Source organism: Providencia sp. SP181 (genome assembly GCF_050446505.1).
In the GTDB taxonomy this organism is placed as follows: Bacteria; Pseudomonadota; Gammaproteobacteria; order Enterobacterales; family Enterobacteriaceae; genus Providencia; species Providencia vermicola.
Genome location: NZ_JBBPXM010000003.1, coordinates 230,474 through 253,057 on the forward strand (window position 1 = coordinate 230,474; position 22,584 = coordinate 253,057).

18 protein-coding genes are annotated in these 22,584 nt (G+C 44.5%); 9 read left to right on the forward strand and 9 right to left on the reverse strand.

Going from position 1 to position 22,584, the window contains the following annotated elements; all coding sequences use genetic code 11:
* Positions 1-18: 18 nt before the first annotated feature.
* Together AABS66_RS06820 and AABS66_RS06825 are read right to left on the reverse strand one after the other, a co-directional pair.
* Positions 19-1,437 (reverse strand): NAD(P)/FAD-dependent oxidoreductase, encoded by a 1,419-nt coding sequence (locus tag AABS66_RS06820; protein ID WP_206083381.1) that lies wholly within the window; start codon positions 1,435-1,437, stop codon positions 19-21.
* A gap of 883 nt (positions 1,438-2,320) precedes the next feature.
* Positions 2,321-2,983 carry a DUF1028 domain-containing protein gene (locus tag AABS66_RS06825; protein WP_206083382.1) on the reverse strand — a complete coding sequence of 221 codons (663 nt, stop codon included), beginning with the start codon at positions 2,981-2,983 and terminating at the stop codon, positions 2,321-2,323.
* 161 nt (positions 2,984-3,144) lie between these two features.
* Here AABS66_RS06825 and AABS66_RS06830 point away from each other — a divergent pair, with 161 nt between their 5' ends.
* From AABS66_RS06830 to AABS66_RS06855, 6 genes are read left to right on the forward strand one after another with little or no spacing between them, the layout of a single operon-like run.
* Entirely contained in the window at positions 3,145-4,704 is a 1,560-nt protein-coding gene (locus AABS66_RS06830; RefSeq protein ID WP_430224713.1) for an ABC transporter substrate-binding protein, read from the forward strand.
* 18 nt (positions 4,705-4,722) lie between these two features.
* Positions 4,723-5,670, forward strand: a complete 948-nt coding sequence (locus AABS66_RS06835; protein ID WP_206083795.1) for an ABC transporter permease — start codon at positions 4,723-4,725, stop codon at positions 5,668-5,670.
* Positions 5,667-7,484: an ABC transporter permease subunit gene (locus AABS66_RS06840; RefSeq protein WP_430224714.1), complete on the forward strand. Its 1,818-nt coding sequence runs from the start codon at positions 5,667-5,669 to the stop codon at positions 7,482-7,484. Before AABS66_RS06835 ends, AABS66_RS06840 begins: the two co-directional genes overlap by 4 nt.
* Positions 7,481-8,275 carry an ATP-binding cassette domain-containing protein gene (locus AABS66_RS06845; protein ID WP_206083385.1) on the forward strand — a complete coding sequence of 265 codons (795 nt, stop codon included), beginning with the start codon at positions 7,481-7,483 and terminating at the stop codon, positions 8,273-8,275. Before AABS66_RS06840 ends, AABS66_RS06845 begins: the two co-directional genes overlap by 4 nt.
* An 18-nt stretch (positions 8,276-8,293) precedes the next feature.
* Positions 8,294-9,064, forward strand: coding sequence for a FadR/GntR family transcriptional regulator (locus AABS66_RS06850; protein WP_206083386.1), 771 nt, complete (start codon positions 8,294-8,296; stop codon positions 9,062-9,064).
* Positions 9,065-9,069: 5 nt separating this feature from the next.
* The gene (locus AABS66_RS06855; protein WP_206083387.1) at positions 9,070-10,119 is read left to right on the forward strand and encodes an osmoprotectant NAGGN system M42 family peptidase; all 1,050 of its coding nucleotides are present in this window, start codon (positions 9,070-9,072) and stop codon (positions 10,117-10,119) included.
* A gap of 43 nt (positions 10,120-10,162) precedes the next feature.
* Here the strand turns inward: AABS66_RS06855 and dsdA are convergent, their stop codons facing one another.
* Positions 10,163-11,497: a D-serine ammonia-lyase gene (gene dsdA, locus AABS66_RS06860; RefSeq protein WP_430224715.1), complete on the reverse strand. Its 1,335-nt coding sequence runs from the start codon at positions 11,495-11,497 to the stop codon at positions 10,163-10,165.
* A 12-nt stretch (positions 11,498-11,509) separates the two neighbouring features.
* Complete coding sequence (gene dsdX, locus AABS66_RS06865) at positions 11,510-12,847, reverse strand: D-serine transporter DsdX (RefSeq protein ID WP_430224716.1); 1,338 nt, start codon at positions 12,845-12,847, stop codon at positions 11,510-11,512.
* 209 nt (positions 12,848-13,056) lie between these two features.
* On the opposite strand from dsdX, the gene dsdC reads away from it, so the two are divergent.
* Together dsdC and AABS66_RS06875 are read left to right on the forward strand one after the other, a co-directional pair.
* Positions 13,057-14,010, forward strand: a complete 954-nt coding sequence (gene dsdC, locus AABS66_RS06870; RefSeq protein WP_206083390.1) for a DNA-binding transcriptional regulator DsdC — start codon at positions 13,057-13,059, stop codon at positions 14,008-14,010.
* An 80-nt stretch (positions 14,011-14,090) separates the two neighbouring features.
* Positions 14,091-15,113, forward strand: a complete 1,023-nt coding sequence (locus AABS66_RS06875; protein WP_272539344.1) for a LacI family DNA-binding transcriptional regulator — start codon at positions 14,091-14,093, stop codon at positions 15,111-15,113.
* Between the two features lie 49 nt (positions 15,114-15,162).
* On the opposite strand, the gene AABS66_RS06880 is transcribed toward AABS66_RS06875, so the two are convergent.
* Genes AABS66_RS06880 through AABS66_RS06895 form a run of 4 tightly spaced genes read right to left on the reverse strand, consistent with a single transcriptional unit; the run spans position 15,163 to position 19,189 of the window.
* The gene (locus AABS66_RS06880) at positions 15,163-16,143 is read right to left on the reverse strand and encodes an NAD(P)-dependent oxidoreductase (protein ID WP_206083392.1); all 981 of its coding nucleotides are present in this window, start codon (positions 16,141-16,143) and stop codon (positions 15,163-15,165) included.
* Positions 16,144-16,155: 12 nt separating this feature from the next.
* Positions 16,156-17,436: an MFS transporter gene (locus AABS66_RS06885; protein ID WP_206083393.1), complete on the reverse strand. Its 1,281-nt coding sequence runs from the start codon at positions 17,434-17,436 to the stop codon at positions 16,156-16,158.
* A gap of 13 nt (positions 17,437-17,449) precedes the next feature.
* Complete coding sequence (locus AABS66_RS06890) at positions 17,450-18,433, reverse strand: sugar kinase (protein WP_272539343.1); 984 nt, start codon at positions 18,431-18,433, stop codon at positions 17,450-17,452.
* A 3-nt stretch (positions 18,434-18,436) separates the two neighbouring features.
* A complete protein-coding gene (locus AABS66_RS06895; RefSeq protein WP_430224717.1) occupies positions 18,437-19,189 on the reverse strand; it encodes a sugar phosphate isomerase/epimerase family protein in 753 nt (250 codons plus the stop codon).
* 516 nt (positions 19,190-19,705) lie between these two features.
* Here AABS66_RS06895 and AABS66_RS06900 point away from each other — a divergent pair.
* Complete coding sequence (locus AABS66_RS06900) at positions 19,706-21,049, forward strand: phosphoethanolamine transferase (protein ID WP_272539341.1); 1,344 nt, start codon at positions 19,706-19,708, stop codon at positions 21,047-21,049.
* Positions 21,050-21,107: 58 nt separating this feature from the next.
* Here the strand turns inward: AABS66_RS06900 and AABS66_RS06905 are convergent, their stop codons facing one another.
* Positions 21,108-22,583 (reverse strand): FGGY-family carbohydrate kinase, encoded by a 1,476-nt coding sequence (locus AABS66_RS06905; RefSeq protein WP_272539340.1) that lies wholly within the window; start codon positions 22,581-22,583, stop codon positions 21,108-21,110.
* Position 22,584: the final 1 nt, after the last annotated feature.

The following is a 22,584-nucleotide window of genomic DNA, read 5'->3' on the forward strand; positions in this document are numbered from 1 at the left end:
ACGCGACTTTTTCGCTTATTAGTTAAAACGAGAAAGTTTGTACGGCGTTGGATCGATAAATGGTGTTTCACCCATTAACAATTCAGCCGTTAAGCGACCAGATGCAGGACTTTCAGTCATACCCCAACCTGTTGCGGTATTGATGACTAAACCTGGATACTGTTCGACTGTTGAAATAATTGGAATTTCATCATCTGTTGGTGCAACGGTACCACCCCAACGTTCAACTACTTTAGACTCTTTAAATACTGGGAATTCTTTTCTCAGTCTTTCCAGAACGCCATCTAAGTGTTCATTGTTTGGTGTATTGGTTGCAGTACGGAATTCTTCAAATGGTGTTTTCTCATCTAAATTCCAAGATGTCGACATCATGAAGGAGTTAAATAAGTCTTTACCAATAGAGAATTCTAATGGTAATTCTCCGCCGCCTAATACGTGTAGGAATCTTGGGCCTAACAGGAAGCTGTCTTTAACGATAGAGCTGGTAAAGATACGTGGTGCAACCGCGTAGGTACCATCTGCTTGTTCACGGAAGTGAATACCGTTAGGTAAGTGGACGTTGCCTTTCGGTGCACCAGGAACGCCTGAAATACGTTGTTGTGACAGATAAACGTTGAGTGTTGGAACATCAACACCTAAGTTACCCATAAACAGGCGAGACCAAATACCACCAGTCAGAACGACGCGAGAGGTTTTGATAGCGCCTTTTTCAGTCACAACATCAGAAATTTTACCGCCCGCTGTTTCAATGCCGCGTACTGCACAATTGGTATAGATACGGATACCGATTGATTTTGCGTAGTTTGCCATTGCTGGGGTGACGGTTTCTGGGTCAAGGCTACCTGAATCTTCTTCAAATCCACCGATTTTCCATGGAGTTTGAGCATCAACCAGGCGATTTGCCAGTTCAGTACCTTCGATCATACGGGTACGTAATGGGGTATCGAAACCTGGGTTTTCAGAAGCAGCTTTGATCCAAGCTCTTGAAACTTCTAAATCTTCTTCGCTTGAAGGAACTTCAACACGGCCTTGAACACGGTAGCTAGTATCAGCACCGATTTTTTCGTTCATACCGAGCCATTGGATTTTTCCGTAGTGGTGTAAAGGGAAAATCGCTGGTGAGGTTTTATAGCTGATGATTTGGCTATATGCACGGCCTGATTGCTCACCGCCGACAACGCCTTTTTCACAAATAACAACATTCAAACCTTTTTCAGCAAGGTTAATGGCTGTCATGATCCCTTGAAGGCCAGCACCGATGATGACTGCATCTGCAGACTCAGGTAATTTGCCTTCAGTGCCAGCAACAGCTGGTACGCGCGATGGTGTAGATTCGAAACGGCCTTCACGACGGATCATCGGAACAACTGTTGCACCCCCTGCCAGAACACCAGCAGCACCAACCCCTAATAATAGCTTTCTTCTCGAGATTTTCATCTATAACCTCAATAACAATCTTGTTTTTTATATAGTAAATAATTTCAAATTGAGATAATGATCTTATCATATATTTTGAAATTGTTAAGTGGGGGTAGCATTTGTTAATAAAAGTCGATTAAATGAATATGAACGTAAATTGGTGTGCTCAGTGCTGTAAAGGGTTTGTCGGAGATCATTCAAATTTATGTATTAGCTAATTAATGATTTTGAAATATTAATGTAATTAAAAGTGTACGGGTGTAAAGTTAATTATTGTACTTAAGTTGTGCTTTTTGGTATTAATGCAGTGAAAAATTAAAATAATGAATGACAGAACAAAATGCTAAATATAGGTTAAGTCATGTAGCTAATCATATAATATAAAAATAATTTTTTAATTAAATGCTTGCGCTAATTTCATTCAACTTTTGGTTAATTAAACGACAGATTTCATCTTCTGAATGGTAATACTCTGGTTTGGTGTATTAACTTTGCTTTTTGATTTGCTCATGAATCTATCATTATGAAAAATAATAGTTTTTAAATTTATTTTTAATTGATGAATGACCTAGTGTTGATGAGGGTAATAACTTGGGGGATTTAAAATGATTTATTTCACGATGAAAAATAAATATAACCAACGCGTTGTTTATTTGAGCGAATACTCAGATATATCAGAATGTGAAATAGGTGAGATAAATATAGTGGGATTAAAGATCGAATTGTTTAATTAAATATTATTAATAAATCTATTAATTAATAATATATTTATAAAATTTCTTGTGATAAAAATACAAAAATATTAAGCACCTATCAATTAGATGGAAAAATAACCATCTAATAATGGGGTGTATATCATTCAGTTATTTTACTTTATTGGTCGATATACACCACATAGAGGTTAATTATTAGTAATATATTCATTTCCTGTGGGGATCTGAGCGAAAAAATCAGCATAATCCTCGGCACGAACCTGTTGAAGGATGATCTCTAGCTTAGTTAAGGGGGCTTCTGACCAGTCACAACGTATATCAATATCGGCATATTGGCGGTTACTCCATATTTTTAGAGCGGCTGAACGTATGCCACGATAATCCCCACCTGATTTTGCGCCTGCTTGCATAGCGAGTAATAGCCTATCGGCGAGTTCAAGACCCCTATTTTTCTGGTAGCACTGGTGCATGGCATCAATGACTTGTTCACCCACTAACATATTTCCCGCTATTGCAACATTTTTTTCTGACAAGCTCCCGCACCAAGGCAAACAAGCTTGCCCAGTCCAATCTGCACTATTGCCAGCATGGTCGATAATAACCCACTGCCGTCGTTCAGGAGTTTCATCTTCCGTTAACAATCTGTTGAGGCATGAACTTGCAAATAGACCATGCTGTAAGTGCTCAATTCCCCTTAAACCTGCAATGGGATTTGTCATGGCTTGTGTGGCGATTGCACCAGCATAACTTGCACCATGCAGGACTAACGCCCCCACAGCAGGGCCGCCAGTTGCCGTTGCTGCACCAATTTTCCCTGTTTGTGGACAACGCGCCACAATTGAAAATGTCATTTTACACCTCATAAATTAGACATCGATCAAATTTATCATTATAAATTGTTGCGTGAAATATAATTTATCATCATAAATAAAGAAAAAGATAAAATAATTAACAAAATTGACACAAATCACATTTCAAATACCACATAGCACGGTTAACACTGGGGGGTTGTATGAGAATACGTTTAGGTAGGTGGATTGCAGCTGTTTTGCTGCTCTCTTTGTTTTCATTACCGACTCAGGCGTCAAAATATAATGATGTGCTGCTGTTAGGGCAGGTTGCAGAACCGCAATCTCTAGACCCTCAAGTGGCAACGGCAGCGAATGACTCACGGATTTTAGTCAATATCTATGAAGGGCTGGTACGCAATACGGATGGCACGTTGACGCTTGAACCTGCTCTCGCAAAGTCATGGAACGTCAGTGATGATGGGCTAACTTATACTTTCCAGTTACGTGACAATATTCGGTTTCATGATGGTAGTCCATTTAATGCGCAAGCCGTGAAGTTTACATTTGAACGTATGTTGGATAATCAGCACCCTTACTATTTTACTGGGCCATTTCCGCTGTCGTTTTTCTTTTCTGCTATCGACAAGATTAATACCCCCAATGATTTAACTGTGGTTTTTACGTTAAAAGAACCTTTTGCACCTTTTTTGTCGAATTTAGCGACACCCGCAGGCCTGATTGTGTCACCTGCTGCGGTTAAGCAATACGGTAAAGATTTTAGTCGCCACCCAAGTGGTACAGGGCCTTTTAAATTCGATGAGTGGACTGCCAACCAACGAGTGGTTGTGTCAGCTAATGACAACTATTGGGAGGGTAAACCAGCCCTAAAACACGTGGTTTTTCGTCCAATTACTGATGCCAATACGCGCGTAGCAGAGATGTTGTCTGGGGGCATTGATGCAATGGTTGAAGTCCCTGCTGATAATGTTCCCCTTTTTGCAAGGGATAGTCGCTTTCGGGTATACGAAGCTACAGGCCCTCATGTGTGGTACAGCATGTTAAATGCTTCATTACCACCGTTTGATGATGTGCGTGTTCGCCAAGCGGTGAACTATGCAGTGAATAAGCAAAATATTGTTAAATATATTCTTCAAGACTCTGCGGATGTCGCGGAAGGTCCGATCCCTTCCGCGTTCGATTGGGCATTTGATAAAGAAACCTCAGCATATCCTTATGATCCGAAAAAAGCCCGCGAGCTTATTAAAGAGGCTGGAGCCGAAGGGCAGAAAATTGTGTTTTACGTGACCGAAGGGGGCTCAGGCATGTTAGACCCTATTCCGATGGCAACAGCAATCCAAGCGGATTTAAAAGCGGTTGGGTTATCGGTGGAAATTCAAACTTTTGAATGGAATACCTATCTGTCGAAAGTCAATGCGGGGCTAAAAGAGGCGCACATGGCGGAGATGGCATGGATGACCAATGATCCTGATACATTGCCCTTCTTGACCTTACATTCCGCCTCTTGGCCTGATAAAGGCGGGTTCAATTCAGGTTATTACAGTAATAAACAACTTGATGCATTGTTGGATAAGGCGCGGGTCACCAATAGCCTTAAAGAGCGTGCTGCACTGTATCGGCAAGTGCAAAAAATAGTCCATCAAGATGCGCCTTGGTTATTTGTCGCTAACTGGAAGCAAAATGCCGTGGCAAGTGAGCATGTTCAGCACTTCAAATTACAACCGAACTTTAATTTATTACTTAAAGATGTTCGTAAAAACTAATTTTATGGGGAAAAAATGATGTGGTTATACTGTTTAAAGCGCATTTTAGCGACCATTCCCATATTGATTGGTTTGACGCTGATTGTCTTTTTGATCATGGCGATGATCCCTGGTGACCCAGCTCAAGCGCTCCTTGGGCCTTGGGCGACACCTGAGAATGTTTCGCGTGTAAAAGCGGAGCTTGGTTTAGATAAACCGTTATACCAACAGTATTTTATTTGGATGCAGAATTTAATATCGGGGGACTTTGGCCGCTCGTTTGTACTGAACCGCCCCGTCGTTGATGAAGTATTAGAACGTTTTTCGGCGACCTTAGTCCTGGGGGGGAGTGCTTTATTATTGAGCTCCGTGTTGGGCTTATTGGCAGGGATCATTTCTGCTATTCGCCAGTTTAGTTGGAGTGATAGATTCATTACTTTAGCGGTTTTATTAGGGATTTCAATGCCATCCTTCTGGATTGGGTTATTGATGATTATGGTTTTTTCCGTTCAACTGCAATGGTTCCCTGCATCAGGGATGTACGATATTTGGCAAGGTGGCGGCTTAGGGGATTTATTGCATCACCTTGTATTACCTGTCATTACGCTATCACTTGTTGCTACTGGCGTCATTGCCCGATTAACACGAACGGCCATGCTAGAAGTTTTACGCCTCGATTTCATTCGAACCGCGAGAGCCAAAGGGCTCAGTGAGCGTAAAGTCATTTTCCGTCATGCCTTTCGTATGGCACTGGTTTCCGTTATCCCCGTCATTGGGATTCAAGCGGGTTTTGTGTTTGGTGGCGCGGTGTATATCGAAACTGTTTTTCAGTGGCCAGGGCTAGGTGCAATGTTGGTCAAAGCCGTGGCAACCCGAGACTTATTCTTAGTTCAAGGGGGCGTCTTGATTGCAGCGGCGTCTTACGTGTTTATCAATTTGTTTGCTGATGTCCTGCAAGCCATGTTAGATCCGAGGTTGAAATCATGAGCCAAACGACAACACCGATTATTCAACATCGCCATCGACAATCTATTGGCTCGCTATTGCTAGCGAACCGTCTTGCGACGATTGGGTTGGTAATTTTAATGGTCATCATACTACTGGCATTATTGGCGCCTTGGCTACCATTGGATAACCCAGATGAAACCAATCTAGTGAACCGCTTATTACCTGTTTTTTCATCGGGGCATGTTTTAGGTACCGACCATTTGGGACGTGATATTTTATCGCGTTTATTATGGGGGACAAGAGTATCACTGATGGTGGGGATCTCTGCCACGCTTATTGCTGCCGTTTTTGGAACGTTAATAGGCTTAATTGCAGGCTATGTTGGTCACCGTACAGACACTATATTGATGCGTTGTATCGATATGCTTATGGCATTTCCTTATATTTTATTGGCACTGGCCATTGTCGCGGTATTAGGGCCAGGCTTATTAAATGCGTTATATGCGATTGCTTTAGTCAATATTCCCTTTTTTGCACGAAATATCCGTGGGTTAACGGTCGGGCTGCGTGATAGAGATTTCATTCAGGCAGCAAGATTGTCAGGTAAGAATCATTTACAGGTGTTATTAACTGAGGTTTTACCTAATGTACTGCCAATTATCGTGGTCACTATGTCGACGACTATTGGTTGGATGATTTTAGAAACCGCAGGGCTTTCGTTTTTAGGTTTAGGCACACAACCGCCGAATGCTGATCTCGGTTCGATGTTAGGGCAAGGGCGCGCACAAATGTTTGTGGCGCCTCATGTCGCTTTAGTGCCAGGTATTATGATTTTCCTAATTGTTATCAGTTTTAACTTATTGGGTGATGGCGTGCGTGATATTCTCGATCCACGTTTAAAATCAGGGGCTTTACACCGTTCACAGCCAATGACCCAAACAGATCGCGTGAATATCCCAGCTAAAATGGCAGGCACTCAGGCCGTGCTGGAAGTGAAAGACCTTGCGGTGGCATTTCGCCAAGGCCACCAGCTACGTCCAACCGTCAAAGGGATTAGTTTTACCGTTGGTGCTGGTGAGTGCCTTGGTCTCATAGGGGAAAGTGGCTCGGGTAAGAGCGTGACCGCGCTGTCCATTATGGGGTTGTTGGCTTCGCCGCCCGCGGTGATTACAGCGGGTGGGGTGTATGTGGAACATGAAGAGATGTTGTCCTTGCCGCTTTCTATTATGCAACGGCGGCGTGGCGCACGGGTGTCGTATATTTTCCAAGACCCACTGACGACACTGCATCCGCAGTTTACGATTGGCGTACAGCTTCAGGAGGCTATCACCGCTCACCAAGCGTTATCCAACCAAGTGGCGAAAGTGAAAGCCATCGAACTTCTTGATAGCGTGGGGATCCCTGATGCGGCTGACAGATTCAGTGCTTATCCTCATGAGTTATCAGGCGGGCAACGCCAGCGGGTGGGGATTGCCATGGCGCTGGCAAACGACCCCGTGCTTATCATAGCGGATGAACCGACAACGGCGCTGGATGTGACTGTTCAAGCAAGAATTTTAGAATTACTGAATAAACTGCGCCGCGAACGGGGTGTAGCACTGTTGTTTATTACCCATGATTTCGCCGTGATTAACCAAATTTGCGACCGGGTTGCTGTGATGCAACAAGGGGAAATAGTGGAAACGGGCGTGACTCAAACGGTATTGCAGCACCCGCAACACCCTTACACGCAACGGCTAATTGCTAGTGTTCCAAAACTGGGGGAAGGCCGTCAATTTTTAACGCAAGTGGCTGCGCTTTATCGCAATGAAACCGATGACAAAAGTCTAAACGCAGCGCAGGAGGCACCATGAATACTGTGATTGAAGTGAATCAGCTAGTGAAAACATTTGGGCAGCCTCGTAGCCTATTTCATCCCAAAGGGCGGGAAGTCCATGCTCTGAAAAATATTTCACTGTCATTGTATGAAGGGGAAACATTGGCGGTTGTTGGCGAAAGTGGCTCAGGGAAAAGTACGCTCGCCCGCATTTTAGTGGGGCTGGAAAATGCCACCTCAGGGGACATTCAGGTTTTGGGTCAAAGCAAGGCACAGTGGCAAAAGCAAGGTGCTAAGGCCTTTGGACAAGCGATTCAGTACGTTTTTCAAGACCCTGTTGCATCGTTAAATCCACGAAAAACCATTGGGGAAACTTTATCGGTTCCATTGAAATATTTAAAGCACATGGCTCCCTCACAGCGTACTAATCGATTGGTAGAATTACTTGAAGCCGTCAATATGCCAATGGATTCATTAGCTTGCTACCCTCATGAGTTTTCAGGTGGGCAGGCTCAGCGCTTGGCGATAGCAAGGGCACTTGCTGCTGATGCGCGGGTATTGGTGCTTGATGAGCCCGTAAGTGCTTTGGATGTATCCGTGCAAGCCCAAGTTTTACTGCTTCTGGAAGAGTTAAAAGCGCAATTTTCACTCTCCTATTTATTTATTAGCCATGATTTAGCCGTCGTGGAATCAATCGCTGACAGAGTTGCCGTGCTGTATTTAGGGGATTTGCTTGAGTGCAGTGAAACCCGTCAGCTATTTGCGGCTCCTGAACATGCGTATACTCAAAACCTATTATCGAGTGCGCCACGTATTCGGACCTATTAAAACTTGTTGAGAGCAACTATGAGTATCGATAAGCCATCGGCAATTGAGCCGGTTCGCATTAAACGGACAGATGAAATTGTGAATGCCATTAAAGAAACCATTATGGCGGACAATCTCAGCCCCGGTGATCGGTTACCCCAAGAAAAAGACCTGATTGAGCGTTATAGCGCGAGTAAAAGCACGGTCAGGGAGGCGTTAAAATCCCTCGAAGTTCAAGGGCTGATAAAGACCAAAACGGGCCCAGGAGGCGGTGCATTTATTGATTCAATGACGGAATCACGGGCCATGAGCTTGTTATCTAACTATTTATTTACGCGGGATATTTCCATCAAGGATATCTATACATTGCGAAAATTGTTGGAGCCTGTTGTGGCAGTGAGTGCGATGGAAAAAATCGATAATGCAGGCATTCAAAAACTGTACGAAATCATCGCTATTTACGACCATGAACCTGCTGACGAAGAAGAGCGTTGGCAACAGCGGATGGCGGAGCTCGATTTCCACACGGTTGTCGCGAGCTATTCGGATAATGTGCTTTTAGTATTTATTTGTCATTTTCTTCAGCGGTTACTGAAAGATTTAGCCGTCTGTAAAGATATTTATTTGAAACCTGAACCCGTTGATAGACGCCAAGGTATTGAATACCAATACCAATTGATAGAAGCCTTGCGCCGCAAAGATGCACAAAAAGTACAAGCGGTCATGGAAGCGCACATGGATTATGCAGAACACGCCATGTTGGCTCTACAAGCCACCTTACAAGAACGTTTTTTAAGTGAAGATAGGTAATCATCATGATCGACACAGCATATCTAGCAAATGTATTACGCACATTGTTACAAACGCCGAGTCCTGTTGGGATGACTGATAAAGCGGTTGCGCAGACTCACCAATGGCTGACTGAATTAGGCTTCAAGCCACAGTATACGCGCCGTGGGGTACTGCACATTACATTAGGGTGGGATGAACCCAAACGTGCACTGGCCGCTCACTTAGATACCTTGGGAGCCATGGTCACCCAGTTAAAGTCTAACGGCCGCTTAGCGTTACGTAACACGGGGACATGGGCTGCGCGTTTTGCAGAAGGTGCAAGGGTGACAGTATTTAGTGATAACCACCAGTACCGCGGCACAATTTTGCCTTTAAAAGCATCAGGGCATCGCTTCAATACAGAGGTTGACACTCAAGTGGCGGATTGGGATAACCTCGAAATCCGCTTAGATGCTCCTTGTTATAACCTTGCTGATCTGCAATCTCACGGTTTGAACGTGGGAGACATTGTTGCGGTAGATGCTCAACCTGAATTCATTGATAACGGTTTTATTGTTTCTCGTCATTTGGATGACAAAGCAGGCTGTGCCGTCATGTTAGCTGCTCTGAAATCGCTGGTGGATGATGGCGTTGTGCCTGCGGTTTCTTGCCAAATGATGTTCACGATTTCTGAGGAAGTTGGTATTGGTGGAACCCATGGTTTTGGCTCACAAGTGCAAGAGTTATTGGCGATAGACAACTCAGTATCAGGGCCAGACCAAGCAACGCGGGATGATTCACTGACGCTAGCGTTTCGCGATAGAACAGGGCCATTTGATTTGGCAATCACCCGCCATTTATTGCAACTGTGCCAGCAATACGATATTCCCCATGTTCGCGATACGTTCAAACATTACCGCTCAGACAGTGCCGCGGCGATTGATGCAGGGTGGGATATTCGTGCGGCATTGGCGTGTTTTGCACTCGACAGTTCCCATGGTTGGGAAAGAACACACATGGATTCATTGGTGGCATTAGCCACGTTAGTCAGGCGTTATATTGAAAGTGATTTAGTTCCACTGCCTGGGCAGTAATCGATGAGAAACCCCCTCCACAGTATTGAAGGGGGTAGGATGATTAACTCAGTTTGGCTTGTGATAAATATTTTTGCATTTCGTCACTCGGTACCATGCCGCCACCTGTTGCCCAAACAAGGTGAGTGGCATTCGCCATTTGCTGTGCACTAAGGCCTTTAGACTGCCAGTAATTAGTATTCTGTGTGACATGCACGCAGCCTGTCATACCCGCAAGAGCAGAGGGTTCTAGTTTGATGCCTTCTGTTTTGTTGAGTAACCCTAACAAGTTATACATGTCTTGGTCATCAAGGGTGTAATACCCGTCGATTAACCGCTCCATCGCACGGCCTACAAAGCCAGAGGCACGCCCTACAGCAAGGCCATCTGCGGCAGTGATATTATCAATACCAATTTCTTGTACAGAAATACCATCGTGTAATCCAGTGTGGACGCCCAAAAGCATGCACGGTGAATGCGTTGGTTCCGCGAACAGGCAGTGTGCGTCGTCACCAAATGCCAGTTTCAACCCAAAGGCAACCCCGCCAGGGCCACCGCCGACACCGCAAGGCAGGTAGACAAACAGTGGGTGGTCTTTATCAACAATAACACCTTGTTCCGCAAATTGTTTTTTCAGACGCAGCCCCGCGACGGCATAACCTAAAAATAGGGTTGTGGAGTTTTCGTCATCAATAAAGAAACAATTTGGGTCTTGTTCTGCTTCTTTACGACCTTGTTCAACGGCAATGCTGTAATCTTGTTCATATTCAACGACATTAACGCCATGTGAGCGTAGTTTGTCTTTCTTCCACTGGCGCGCATCCGCAGACATATGCACGCTGACGCTAAAGCCTAATTTGGCACTCATGATGCCGATAGACATCCCTAAGTTACCTGTTGAGCCAACCGCGATACTATATTGGCTAAAGAACTGGCGGAATTTATCAGAAAATAGAACTTCATAATTATCATCAATGGATAACAACCCTGCCCCAAGTGCTAGTTTTTCGGCGTGAGTGAGTACTTCATAAATCCCCCCGCGCGCTTTGATAGAGCCAGAAATAGGCAAGTGGCTATCTTTCTTTAATAAAATTTTCCCGGTGATTGGCGTTTGGTAACGCGCTTCGAGCGCGGTTTGCATATTGGCGATTGCAACTACATCAGATTCGATAATCCCTTGAGTAGCTTGTGTTTCTGGGAATGCTTTCATCAAATACGGTGCAAAACGGTTTAAACGCGCTTCGGCATCTTGAACATCACTAATGGTCAGCCCCACATAAGGTAAACCCGCTTCTGTGGTGGTGGCGTTAGGGTTGAACCATGCCACGTGTTTTAAATTGATTAAGTCCTGAACTAAAGGGTAGTCAGCAATTAACTTATTCACGTTTATCTGAGTCATAATTACTCTCTTTTAAATCACAAATGAAAGTGCAAAGGTGCCTGCCAGCGCAACAAGGGATGCGATAAGGGTGGCGACACTATAAAAACGGAATGTTTCAGCCAAGGTGGCATTACAATATTGTTTAACCAGCCAGAACAGGGAGTCTGTGACGATAGTACAACCAATCGCACCAGAACCAATGGCTAATGTCATAATTTCTGGGCTGATGTGTGGGTACATTGGCATTAACGGTGCCACAATGGCGGTGGCGCCCATCATGGCAACAGTGGCGGAGCCGACAGCAGCGTGCAGAATAATCGCCACTAACCATGCCAGCAAAATTGGGTGCATGTCGATACCAGAAAGCACTAACGCAAGAGAATCACTCAGTCCGCTACCTTTTAAAATGCCGTTAAATGCACCACCTGCACCAATAATCAGTAAGATATTGGCGATCGAACTAAAGCTTTCTTCGGTTTTACTGAGCAATACGCTCATGCCCATATTACGGCGAATACCTAGCATGTAATACGCGACAAACGCGGCAATAAACATGGCGGTAATGGGGTTACCGATAAACTGTAGTAAGATATATAACTGATTGTCTTTACTCATGTTTAAATCAGCGGCTGTTTTGATTAACATGAGAATAATTGGCAGTAAAACGGTAAATAATGTGGCACTTAAAGAGGGTAAGTCTTTTTCGTCACGCACCTCGAGGTCAGAAAATGCCTCTGGTACGGTTTTAAACGGTAAACGCTCACCTAGGAATTTCAGAAATAGTGGCCCACCCACTAATGAAGCCACTAGCCCCACAGCCAACCCTGCAACAATTACCGTACCAATATCTGCACCTAATTCATTGGTGACAAATAGCGCGGCAGGGTGTGGTGGCACGATGCAATGCACTGCCATCAGTGCAGTACAAAGTGGAATAGCGAGTTTTAATAACGAGGTATTGGTTCTTTTGGCAATGGAAAACGCCAGTGGGATCAATAACACCACACCGACTTCAACAAACAGGGTGATACCGCAGATTAAACCAATTAACACCATGGTGACATCGGGGGTTAACCAGCGGCTTTTTTGTAAGGTGACGCCGATGCGTTCCGCAGCCCCCGAGATTTCCATCATTTTTCCGAGGATAGTCCCCAGCCCGATAATGGCGGCGAGGAAACCAAGTGTACCACCAATCCCATTTTCAATGGCATTTACCATTTCTAACGGGTTCATTTTCATGGAGATACCGACAAAGAAGCTGGCGAGTAAAAGGGCTAAAAAAGGGTGAAACTTAAATTTAATAATTGAAACGATGATCAGCAAGATACTAATAACCAGCGTGCCGAGCATCCACATTGTAGAGTCCATATCCTACCCCTAATCATTTTGTTGTTGTGCCTATATTGGATAATAAATATGCAGGAGTGACAAACGATGAAACTTAAGTCTTAGGTGAATTAAATTAACTCAATGGCGTGATATTGGTCATAAAAAAGGGTGATTTACCGATTTGCATCATAATAATTCATGTTAAACGCGCTATTCTGGAAAAATGCAGAACTGACCGAGGAGGTTCGATGTCACCTAATCTTAATCCCTTTGAGCAATCGGGTTTTATTCAATGGCATAAGCGGCTGTCAAGCCATCAGCTTTCCCGTTTACACACTTTTGAAGCGGCGGCTCGTCATTGTTCTTTTGCCCTTGCATCACAAGAATTGGCGCTAACGCCTAGTGCAGTGAGCCACCGAATTAATACCCTTGAAGAGGAATTAGGCTTTAAGTTATTTGAGCGTTTTCATCGGCGTATTGAGCTAACCGCGGACGGCGAGCGGATTTATTGGGCACTGCGCAAAAACTTGGATGATATCAACCAAGAAATTCTGGATATTAAAAACCAAGAGATTTCAGGGGAATTGACCGTGTATTCACGGCCTTCTATTGCCCAGTGTTGGCTTATCCCTAAAATTGCTGACTTTACTAACCAATACCCGTCAATTCAGCTCAATTTATTAACGGGGAATGATGACGTTAATTTTCGTGGTTATGGTATTGATGTGGCGATTTATTACGATGATATTACGCGGCCTAACTTGTATTGCGAAGATTTAATGCCTGAATCCATTGTGCCTGTATGCAGCCCACAATATGCCAAGCAGCATGATTTGATGGACAATATTTATCAACTCAAAAACTGTACTTTGTTGCATGACAGGCAGGCTTGGAGCAGTAACTCCGATTATGATGAATGGAAAGCGTGGAGCGAACACTACCAGTTATCGTTATTTCCTCACCGTCGGAACCTGTGTTTTGACCGCTCAGACTTGGCGATTGTAGCAGCCATGAACCATGCGGGCGTGGCAATGGGACGCAAGCAGTTGGTTGAAAAACGCATTAAGCGCCAAGAGCTAGTGATGCCTTTTGGTGACATTGCACTCAAGTGTCAACAACGCCACTATTTTGCGATGTTAAATGAAAAACGTAACCCCAAAGCAGATATTTTTATTCAGTGGCTAAAACAGCAAGTTAGATGAATATGGCAAGAAAATTGCTGTTAATTCGAGTAAGATAAGGCATTAGCCTTTCTTTTCATCACATGGAAAAAACGCGCGCGATGGCACCGAAAATTCAAAAAGTAGCAACAATTAAAGATGTGGCTGCCAAAGCACAGGCAGGGAAAACCAGTATCTCACGTTATTTAAACGGTGAATTACATTTGCTGTCGGATAACATGCGCCAACGTATTGAAGCAGCAATCCAAGAATTGAATTATCGCCCAAACCAAATGGCGCGTAGCTTAAAGCATGGTCGTACAGGGTTGATAGGGTTGATTATTGCCGATATCGGAAATCCATTTTCGGTGGAGGTGCTCAAAGGGGTCGAGTCAGAGTCCATCAAGCAAGGGTTTATGACGGTGGTGTGCAATGCAAACAATAGCATTGAGCTGGAATGCCAATTTATTCAGTTATTAAAAGGCTACCGTGTTGATGGGTTAATTATTAATTCAGCGGGGGTGAACGCACAATTTATTGATGTGCTAAAACAAACCACATTGCCTTTTGTTTTACTCGATAGAAAAATCGAGGATTTCCCATGTGATATGGTCGGCTTAGATAACCCTGCATCTGCTGAGATGGCATTTAACCACTTGATAGAACAAGGTTTCGAGGCAATTTGCTTTGTGACCGAACCCATTGAATATAACAGCGCGCGTAAAGAGCGCCTACAAACCTTCCAACGCTTGCTAAACCAGCAAGGGCAAGTAAAAGGCGAGTTTCACCAAATCACCTTACCAGACCCAGCGCAATTAGATTCCATCGTTGCCAACTTTTGCGCTTCGCACCGTGGTATGCGTAAAGCGATTGTGGCGGCAAATGGTGTGTTAACCTTGCAGCTTGCCTATGTGATGAACCAACAAGGGTTACGTTGGGGGGCAGATATTGGCTTTCTCAGTTTTGATAACCTCGAATGGGCGGCCTTTGCTGGGCAAGGGATCACCTCTGTTTCACAGCCTACAGCCGAAATGGGCCACAAAGCGGTTGAGTGTTTATTAGAAAAGCTGGAAAATCCCGAAAAAGCCCCAACACAATATCTGTTCCATGGTGAGTTAGTGGTGAGGAATTCAACCACATTGTAAGGCCGGATAACACAAAGAGGGGAGCGCCTCTTTGTGTTATCGATAGAAACTAGCGTGCTTGTATCGCGCTTATATTGGCGCAATTTTCGCTAAGGTCACCGTTTAGTGCGGCAATGAGGTTATCGACTGCACATTCGACCATCGCATAGCGCGTTTCATGGGTGGCAGAACCGATGTGGGGCAGGGCAACCACATTCGGTAATGTGAGCAGTTTAGAATCTGTTGGTAGTGGCTCCACCTCAAACACATCCAAGCCCGCACCGCGTATCGTGCCATTTTCTAAGGCTGCAATCAGCGCCGCTTCATCAATAATCTTCCCGCGAGAACCATTGATCAAAAATGCGCTAGGTTTCATTTTCGCCAGCTCGGTTTTACCGATCAGTTTTTCCGTGGATGGCAATAATGGGACTACCACGCAAACAAAGTCAGACTCTTTCAGTAGCGTATCTAAATCACAGCGTCGGGCATTCAGTTTTGTCTCAGCCTCTGCATGTGCATGGTTGCTGTAATAGAGAACAGGCATGCCAAAGCCTGCATTTGCGCGCTTTGCCACGGCATAACCAATACGACCCATACCTAAAATACCGATGGTTTTGCCATTCACGTTACTGCCGTAATCACTTTCGCCAATGCTTTTTGTCCATTGACCATTTTTCACCATTTCCGCCATTTCAATAATGCGGCGGGCACTGCAAAGTACTAAGGTGAAAATAGTGTCTGCGGTGGTTTCAGTGAGCACATTGGGGGTGTGCATTAAGGGGATTTTACGAGCATTCATAGCGTCAATGTCAAACTGGTCAACGCCAACTGAAATGGTTGATGCTGCTTTTAAGTGTGGCGCCAGGGCCAACTCTTTTGCCGTAATCGGGTAGCTTGCGCCAATAATGCCCTCTGCGGTACTTAATGCTTGCTGGAAACTCGCTCTGTTTTCTTCTGTCACTTCATCAAAAACAGTAACATTAAATTGCTGCTGTAAGCGTGCAAGTTGCGTATTGGGGATCGTTTTATACAAAATAACATTCTTTTTCATGGTTGCCCCTTATTAAGCGTGTTTGGCGATAGCGGAACTGTTGTTCGGTTCTTGGTTGGGTTTCACAATTAGCGTAAAGAACACTGAGGCTAATAATGCTAGACCCATAAACATATAGGAAGCACTTGGGCTTCCTGTGGCACCATTGAGGTAACCGACAAACCATGAGCCAAAGAATGACCCCAAGGCCCCCATGCTGTTGATCAGCGCCATTGCGCCTCCAGCCACGTTTTTCGGTAACATTTCAGGGATAATCGCAAAAAATGGGCCATAAGGTGCGTACATGGCGGCACCCGCAATCACCAGTAATGTATAAGATAACCAGAAATTTGAATTGCCTAGCATGTAAGAACCAAGAAAGCACACTGCGCCGATTAAGAGCATTGGCCAGACAAATAATTTACGGTTATGCATACGGTCTGAAGCCCATGATACCAAAATCATCGCCAACGTGGCGGCAAGATATGGCACCGCAGAGAGCCAGCCTGTTTCTACCATGCCTAAGTTTGATGCACCACGAATAATCGAAGGTAGCCATAACACAAAGCCATAAACCCCGATACTCCAGCAGAAATATTGTGCGCACAGCAGCACAACATTGCGTGATTTGAACGCCTCGCGGTAATTGCGTACAGGTTTAATATTTTTTTGTTCATCACTGAGGATTTTGTCTAAATCGTCTTTTTCTTGTTGGCTTAACCAATTAACTTGGCTTGGTTTATCACGTGCAGTTCGCCACCAGAAAAATGCCCATAAAACCGCGGGAACACCTTCAATGATGAACATTTCACGCCAACCAAAAGCTTGGATTAAGTAACCCGATAACACTGACATCCATAACACTGTTACGGGATTACCTAAAATTAAAAAGGTATTCGCTCGTGAGCGTTCGGATTGAGTGAACCAGTTACTGATGTAGATAAGCATGGCTGGCATGACCGCGGCTTCGACCACACCTAAGCTGAAACGGATAATCACCAACATGGGGATATTGCTGACCATCCCTGTCAAGCTGGCAAACATACCCCACAGGAAAATACAGGCAAAAATCAGTTTTCTGACGCTGCGTTTCTCCGCGTAGATAGCCCCGGGGATTTGGAAGAAAAAGTACCCCAAGAAAAACAGGGAACCAAGCAGGGAGGACATCCCTTTGGTAATCCCTAGGTCGGCGTTGATCCCTGCGGCAGCGGCAAAGCTATAGTTAGCGCGGTCGAGGTAGGCAAGGCTGTAGGTGATAAACACGATTGGCATAATGCGCCACCAACGTGACATCGCAGGAGCTCTGATTGTCATAATCTATTCCTTCTTAGCACGCAGCATCTGCGGTGGTTGAGGGGGAAAATGCCATTATTTCTTGCTGTAACTGCGCTTTCGTCGGTAAGCCTTCACTATCACCAATCACTTGGATAGCCCTTGCACCGATAAAGTTTCCTCTTTCGACGGCTTGAGGTAAAGATAACCCTTCGAGAAGCGCGCTAATAACCCCAACGGCAAAGCCATCGCCAGCGCCAACGGTATCCACCACATTTTTGACTAAGTAAGCAGGGACGATACCTTGCTGGTTATTTGATGTTTTATAATAAGCGCCTTGCTCGCCTGTTTTGATGACAACGGCTTCTACCCCTTGCGAGAGGTAAAAATCGGCAATGGCTTCGGGTTGGTCAAAACCTGTGAGGATTTTCCCCTCTTTTAAACCTGGCAAGACCCAATTGGCGTGAAAGGCTAACTGGTTTAATTGCGCCACCATTTCATTTTCACTGCGCCATAACGATGGGCGCAAGTTAGGGTCAAAAGATAATGTTTTTCCTACATTTCGCATCCATTTCGCAGCATAGAGTGATAATTGGTAACTGGTGGCAGAAAGCGCTGCGGCGACGCCGCTTAAATGTAAGTGGCGTGCAGAGGAAAAATAATCTTCATTGAAATCAGTGAGGTCTAAATGACTTGCAGCTGAACCTTTACGGAAATACTCCACTTTGGGATCGGTTCCATTTTCAGCTTTAGATTTAAGCTGAAAGCCCGTTGGGTAATTTTCATCGAATTTAACACATTGATGATCAACATGTTCTTTATCTAGTGTACTTTGGATAAAGCGCCCAAAAGAATCATTGCCTAGGCGACTCACCCAGCCGCTTTTTAAGCCGATACGAGAAAGACCTATCGCCACATTCAGTTCTGCTCCCGCAGCACGGCGAACAAAGCTTTCAACTTCATGGAGCTCACCAGTATTTATCGCCACAAACATCATCATGGCTTCGCCAAGGGTTACAACATCTAATTGATTTTTCATGAATTAAATCTCGTTTAACAGAGAAACATAGTGTTCAGTTTCCGCGCGTAGGTCATCACCCTCAAGAGGGAATTCAATCCCGCGGGGAACGTTGTTAGGTAGTAATTTTAAGACGGCTTTCCATGATCCGTTGCTATCATCAAGGGCAACAGCAACGCGTTTATTATCTGCACGTAACTGGCTGGCTTTTACGTGGATGTAGGCGACCAAAGGGGCAAAGTGTTGTGCGGCAACGACAGGGTTTTCACCGAGCCAGTGCCAATTGGCCATATCGAATGCCATTTTGATTGGCATATTTTGTGCCACGACATCCTTAAAAAAGCGTCGGAGTGGGGCAATATGACCACCGACCTCTGTTTGGTCATTTTCGATAACTAGCTGGGTGGAATAATGTTTGAGTAGGTTGATAACGTCCGTTAAATCGTATTGTTCTGGCAGGTCACCTAACGAGAGTTTAAGGAAACAGGCATTCAACTTTTTTGCATCGTCGAAATAACGCTGTAGTTTTGTGATTTCAATCGGTAAATGGTGCTGAAATAAGGTATCTGGCACAGAATAGACCGCGCTGAGTTGCCTTGTTTGCAGCCCATTAGCGATATCATCAAGGTTATCGTTGGAGAGCAATAACTCTTGACGGATCTCGACACCATCAGCGTTTGCCTCTTGAATAACATCAAATAAAGCCTGTTGACCCCCCAGCTGTTTTACGGTTTGTGCGCCGTAGGCGGCGGTAACGACAATAATCTCTTTGCTCATGACTTTCCTCTGTCTTCTTGGAGGGGACAAACCCCATTGCCATTGCGAATAACTTATTATGGAATCGGTTCCATTTTGGTTTCTAGCGAGGAAAATGGAAAATAAGAGCTATATCACTAATCCAGGCTTGGTAAACGCTGAATTACCGATCTCCATCACAACTCTTAATGTAATGAATGCAAGTGAAAAAAATGCCGAATAGGAAGGCAGCTATAACTCAGTAATTATTTGTTTAATAAAGAGATTAAAAGCTGAGTAAAAAGGTCGTGATAACACAAACAAGGTATTTTTCCCTCCATTTTAGATATTTTTTATTGGTACTTGTATCCCAATTTCTTAACTTAACGCTTTCAATGAAATATTATTTCAATATATTGACTGGGTGATGAAATTTTGGTGCATGCTGTTATGACAAAAAGCTATGGAAAAAGTTATGCGAAAAGCCATGCAAAAAAATTTTATCGGTTTGCTCCATCAGTATAGAAAAAATAAACGATAAAAATGAAGGATCTGGAGATGAAATTAATCAATACCACCGCATTCTACAGCACGCTGTTACTGACCACAGTTTCATGGGCGCAGGCGAACACCACCGAAAATGCAGGAGTGTATACCAAAGCATGTACGCCTGAACTCATACAAGCAGCAAAATCCAACGCCGACCTTTGTTATGGCGTGAATACCAAAACAGATATTCAAATTACCAAGAAAAATGCGGACAAATACAAGATAAAGGTTGTCATCATCGGGGAAAGTACCAATAAAAACTATATGCACACCTATGGCTATCCATTGGAAAACACGCCGTTTCTGTCTTCAGTAAATGGTCGTTTTTTTAACCACTTTATCAGCGCTGCGTCGAATACTGTACCAACGCTGACTCGTGCATTAGCCAAAAATGATCTCAGCACTATCACTGAGCACCACGAAAAGCCATATTACAACAATAATTCCATTGTTGACCTTGCCAACCAAGCGGGCTATGAAACCTACTATATTGGTAATAACGGTAGTTTTGGGGACGATGAAATCGGTTTTACGAACTACTTTTTAAAAGCTAATTATTTTTTACCCGTAAGGGACAGTAAAGCTGGGTTTGAAAACTTGTTTGTACAAGAGAAATTTACGGTTGACGATAGTGTGAATAAACTCACTAACGACTTCAAAATGCTGCCCGCCTTTAAAGCTGCATTAAATAACCCGTCAGACAAAGAAAAAGTGATTTTTGTGCATATGTGGGGGCCACATCATGATGGCTGGCCAAAAGGCGCATGTGGGCTTATCAAAGAGAACTACAACATCAATCCTGAGCAGTTTGATACAGGGTGGGGCAGTCTGGTGAATTGTTATGTCTCAGGGATAAAACTCAGTGATGATTTTATTGGTGACGTGTATAACATTTTGCAAGAAAACAATAAAAATGGTGAAAACCCATTCTCCATCCTGTATTTTGCTGACCATGGGCAAGGTTTAGTGAAAGCGAATAAGCAGCACGTTGCGGCTTTGGAGGCAGAATATAAAGGCTTCATTAAAGAGGGCAACTTGTATCTACGCCACGGACAATTGGTGAAAGGGGCGTACCAAATTCCGCTAGTGGTGATGAATTCGGACGATACACAACGTGAATTCCGTGATGAAACGTTAAGTGAGTGGAATTTGTTTGATTACTTTGCGTCTTGGTTAGGGGTTGAAACGAACCTGACATCACCAGCAAAAAGTATTGTCGCGGACACTATCACACCAGAAAAAGATATCGATGTGTTTGTTTTCCCACGAGATGAGTTTGTGAAATATGACAGCTTACCGCAGGATACCGTGCTTTCCCCTGCAACGGTTAACACAAAAGTTGTTGCGGATTAATTGAACAAAAATAAAGGCAGGGCTTAATATCAGCGCTGCCTTTATGATTTTCGTGTATTTAATGACGACTTAATGCATCCGCGACCGCTTTAAAACGCGTGAATTTATCACGTAATTGCTGGTGACCTAGCGCATTAGGTTGGTAAGTGGTGATTTTGGGCGTACTCGCGGCAATCGCCTCATCAAAACCTGAATAATACCCACTCCCTACCGCAGCACACAATGCCGCAGCTTGGCAGCCAGATTGTTGCACGTTCACAACATCTAGCGGCAAATTACTGGCATCACAGAACATCTGCATCCACAGTGGTGATTGTGTTGGCCCACCCGTGAAACGGATGGATTCAGTGGCATTATCAAGGCCAACAATGCGGTCTTGGTGCAGTAAATGCGAGAACACGATGCCTTGGTAAATAGCGTAAACAATGTCCGCGTCGGTGTGGTGTGAGCTCAAGCCTAATAAGCCGCCATGTAGGTTACTGTGGTAGTTCGAACCGTACAGCCAAGGAAAGAACAAAATATCGTTTTTCCGTGTTGCCCCTTCGGCAACGCAATGGTTTAGCACGTCATAATCTTGCAACCGTTGGTTGAAGAAATGGCGAGTAAACCATGCCAAATTACTGGCTGACGTTGGGCTGCCCTCATGGACAAAATAGGTGCCTGGAATACAGTATTTGCTCCAAACATACGGGTAGTCTGAGGGAACAATTTCGTCGAAAACACGAGTGGAAATTGTCCATGTTCCTGCAACTGCGCTGAGTTTGTCTTTTTGACTGACACCCGATGCTAATGCTGCGCCAACGACATCAAAGAAGCCGCCAAATACAGGCGTTCCTTCCATAAGACCTGATTCTTCAGCCGCTTGGCGAGTAACTGTCCCCGCAAGCTCTGCGGAATTGATAACAGGGGCGAGCTTATCATTCACCTCATCAATGCCGAAAAGTTGGCAAAGTTTAGGGTCATAACCCGATTGGATTTGGTTAAACAGCTGGCTACCTGAAATATTGGTTTCTTCACACGCGATTTGTTCAGTTAGGCGGTACCGAATATAGTCGTGTACCATCAAAATATGGCCCGTATCGCGGTAGTTATCGGGCTCGTTTTCTTTTAACCAACGCAGTAATGCGACAGGGTGTGAAGCCCACAGCTGCTGCAAACTCAGCGGATAAGCGTTGTCTGCGGTGCCATTTTGATGCCATTTATCGACAATGGCTTGGGCGCGTGAGTCCGAGGATACAATCCCTTTGCGAACAGGTTTACCCTGTTTATCTAATAAGTACAGGCCTTTACCGTGTGAGGAAAAACTGACGCCAGATATTTGGGATGCATTTAATCGGCTGTTTTTGATGGCATCGCGGATAACATGGCAAGAAGCTTGCCATAGTTCGTTCATATTCCGTTCGCTGAAGCCCGCCTCAGGGCTTTCGGTGGGAAAAGGGTGTTCAGCAACAGTAATTTCTTGGCCTTCAGGCGTGTAGATCCCCGCTTTAATGACTGTCCCACCGAGGTCAACACCCATAAAAAATGTGCTCATT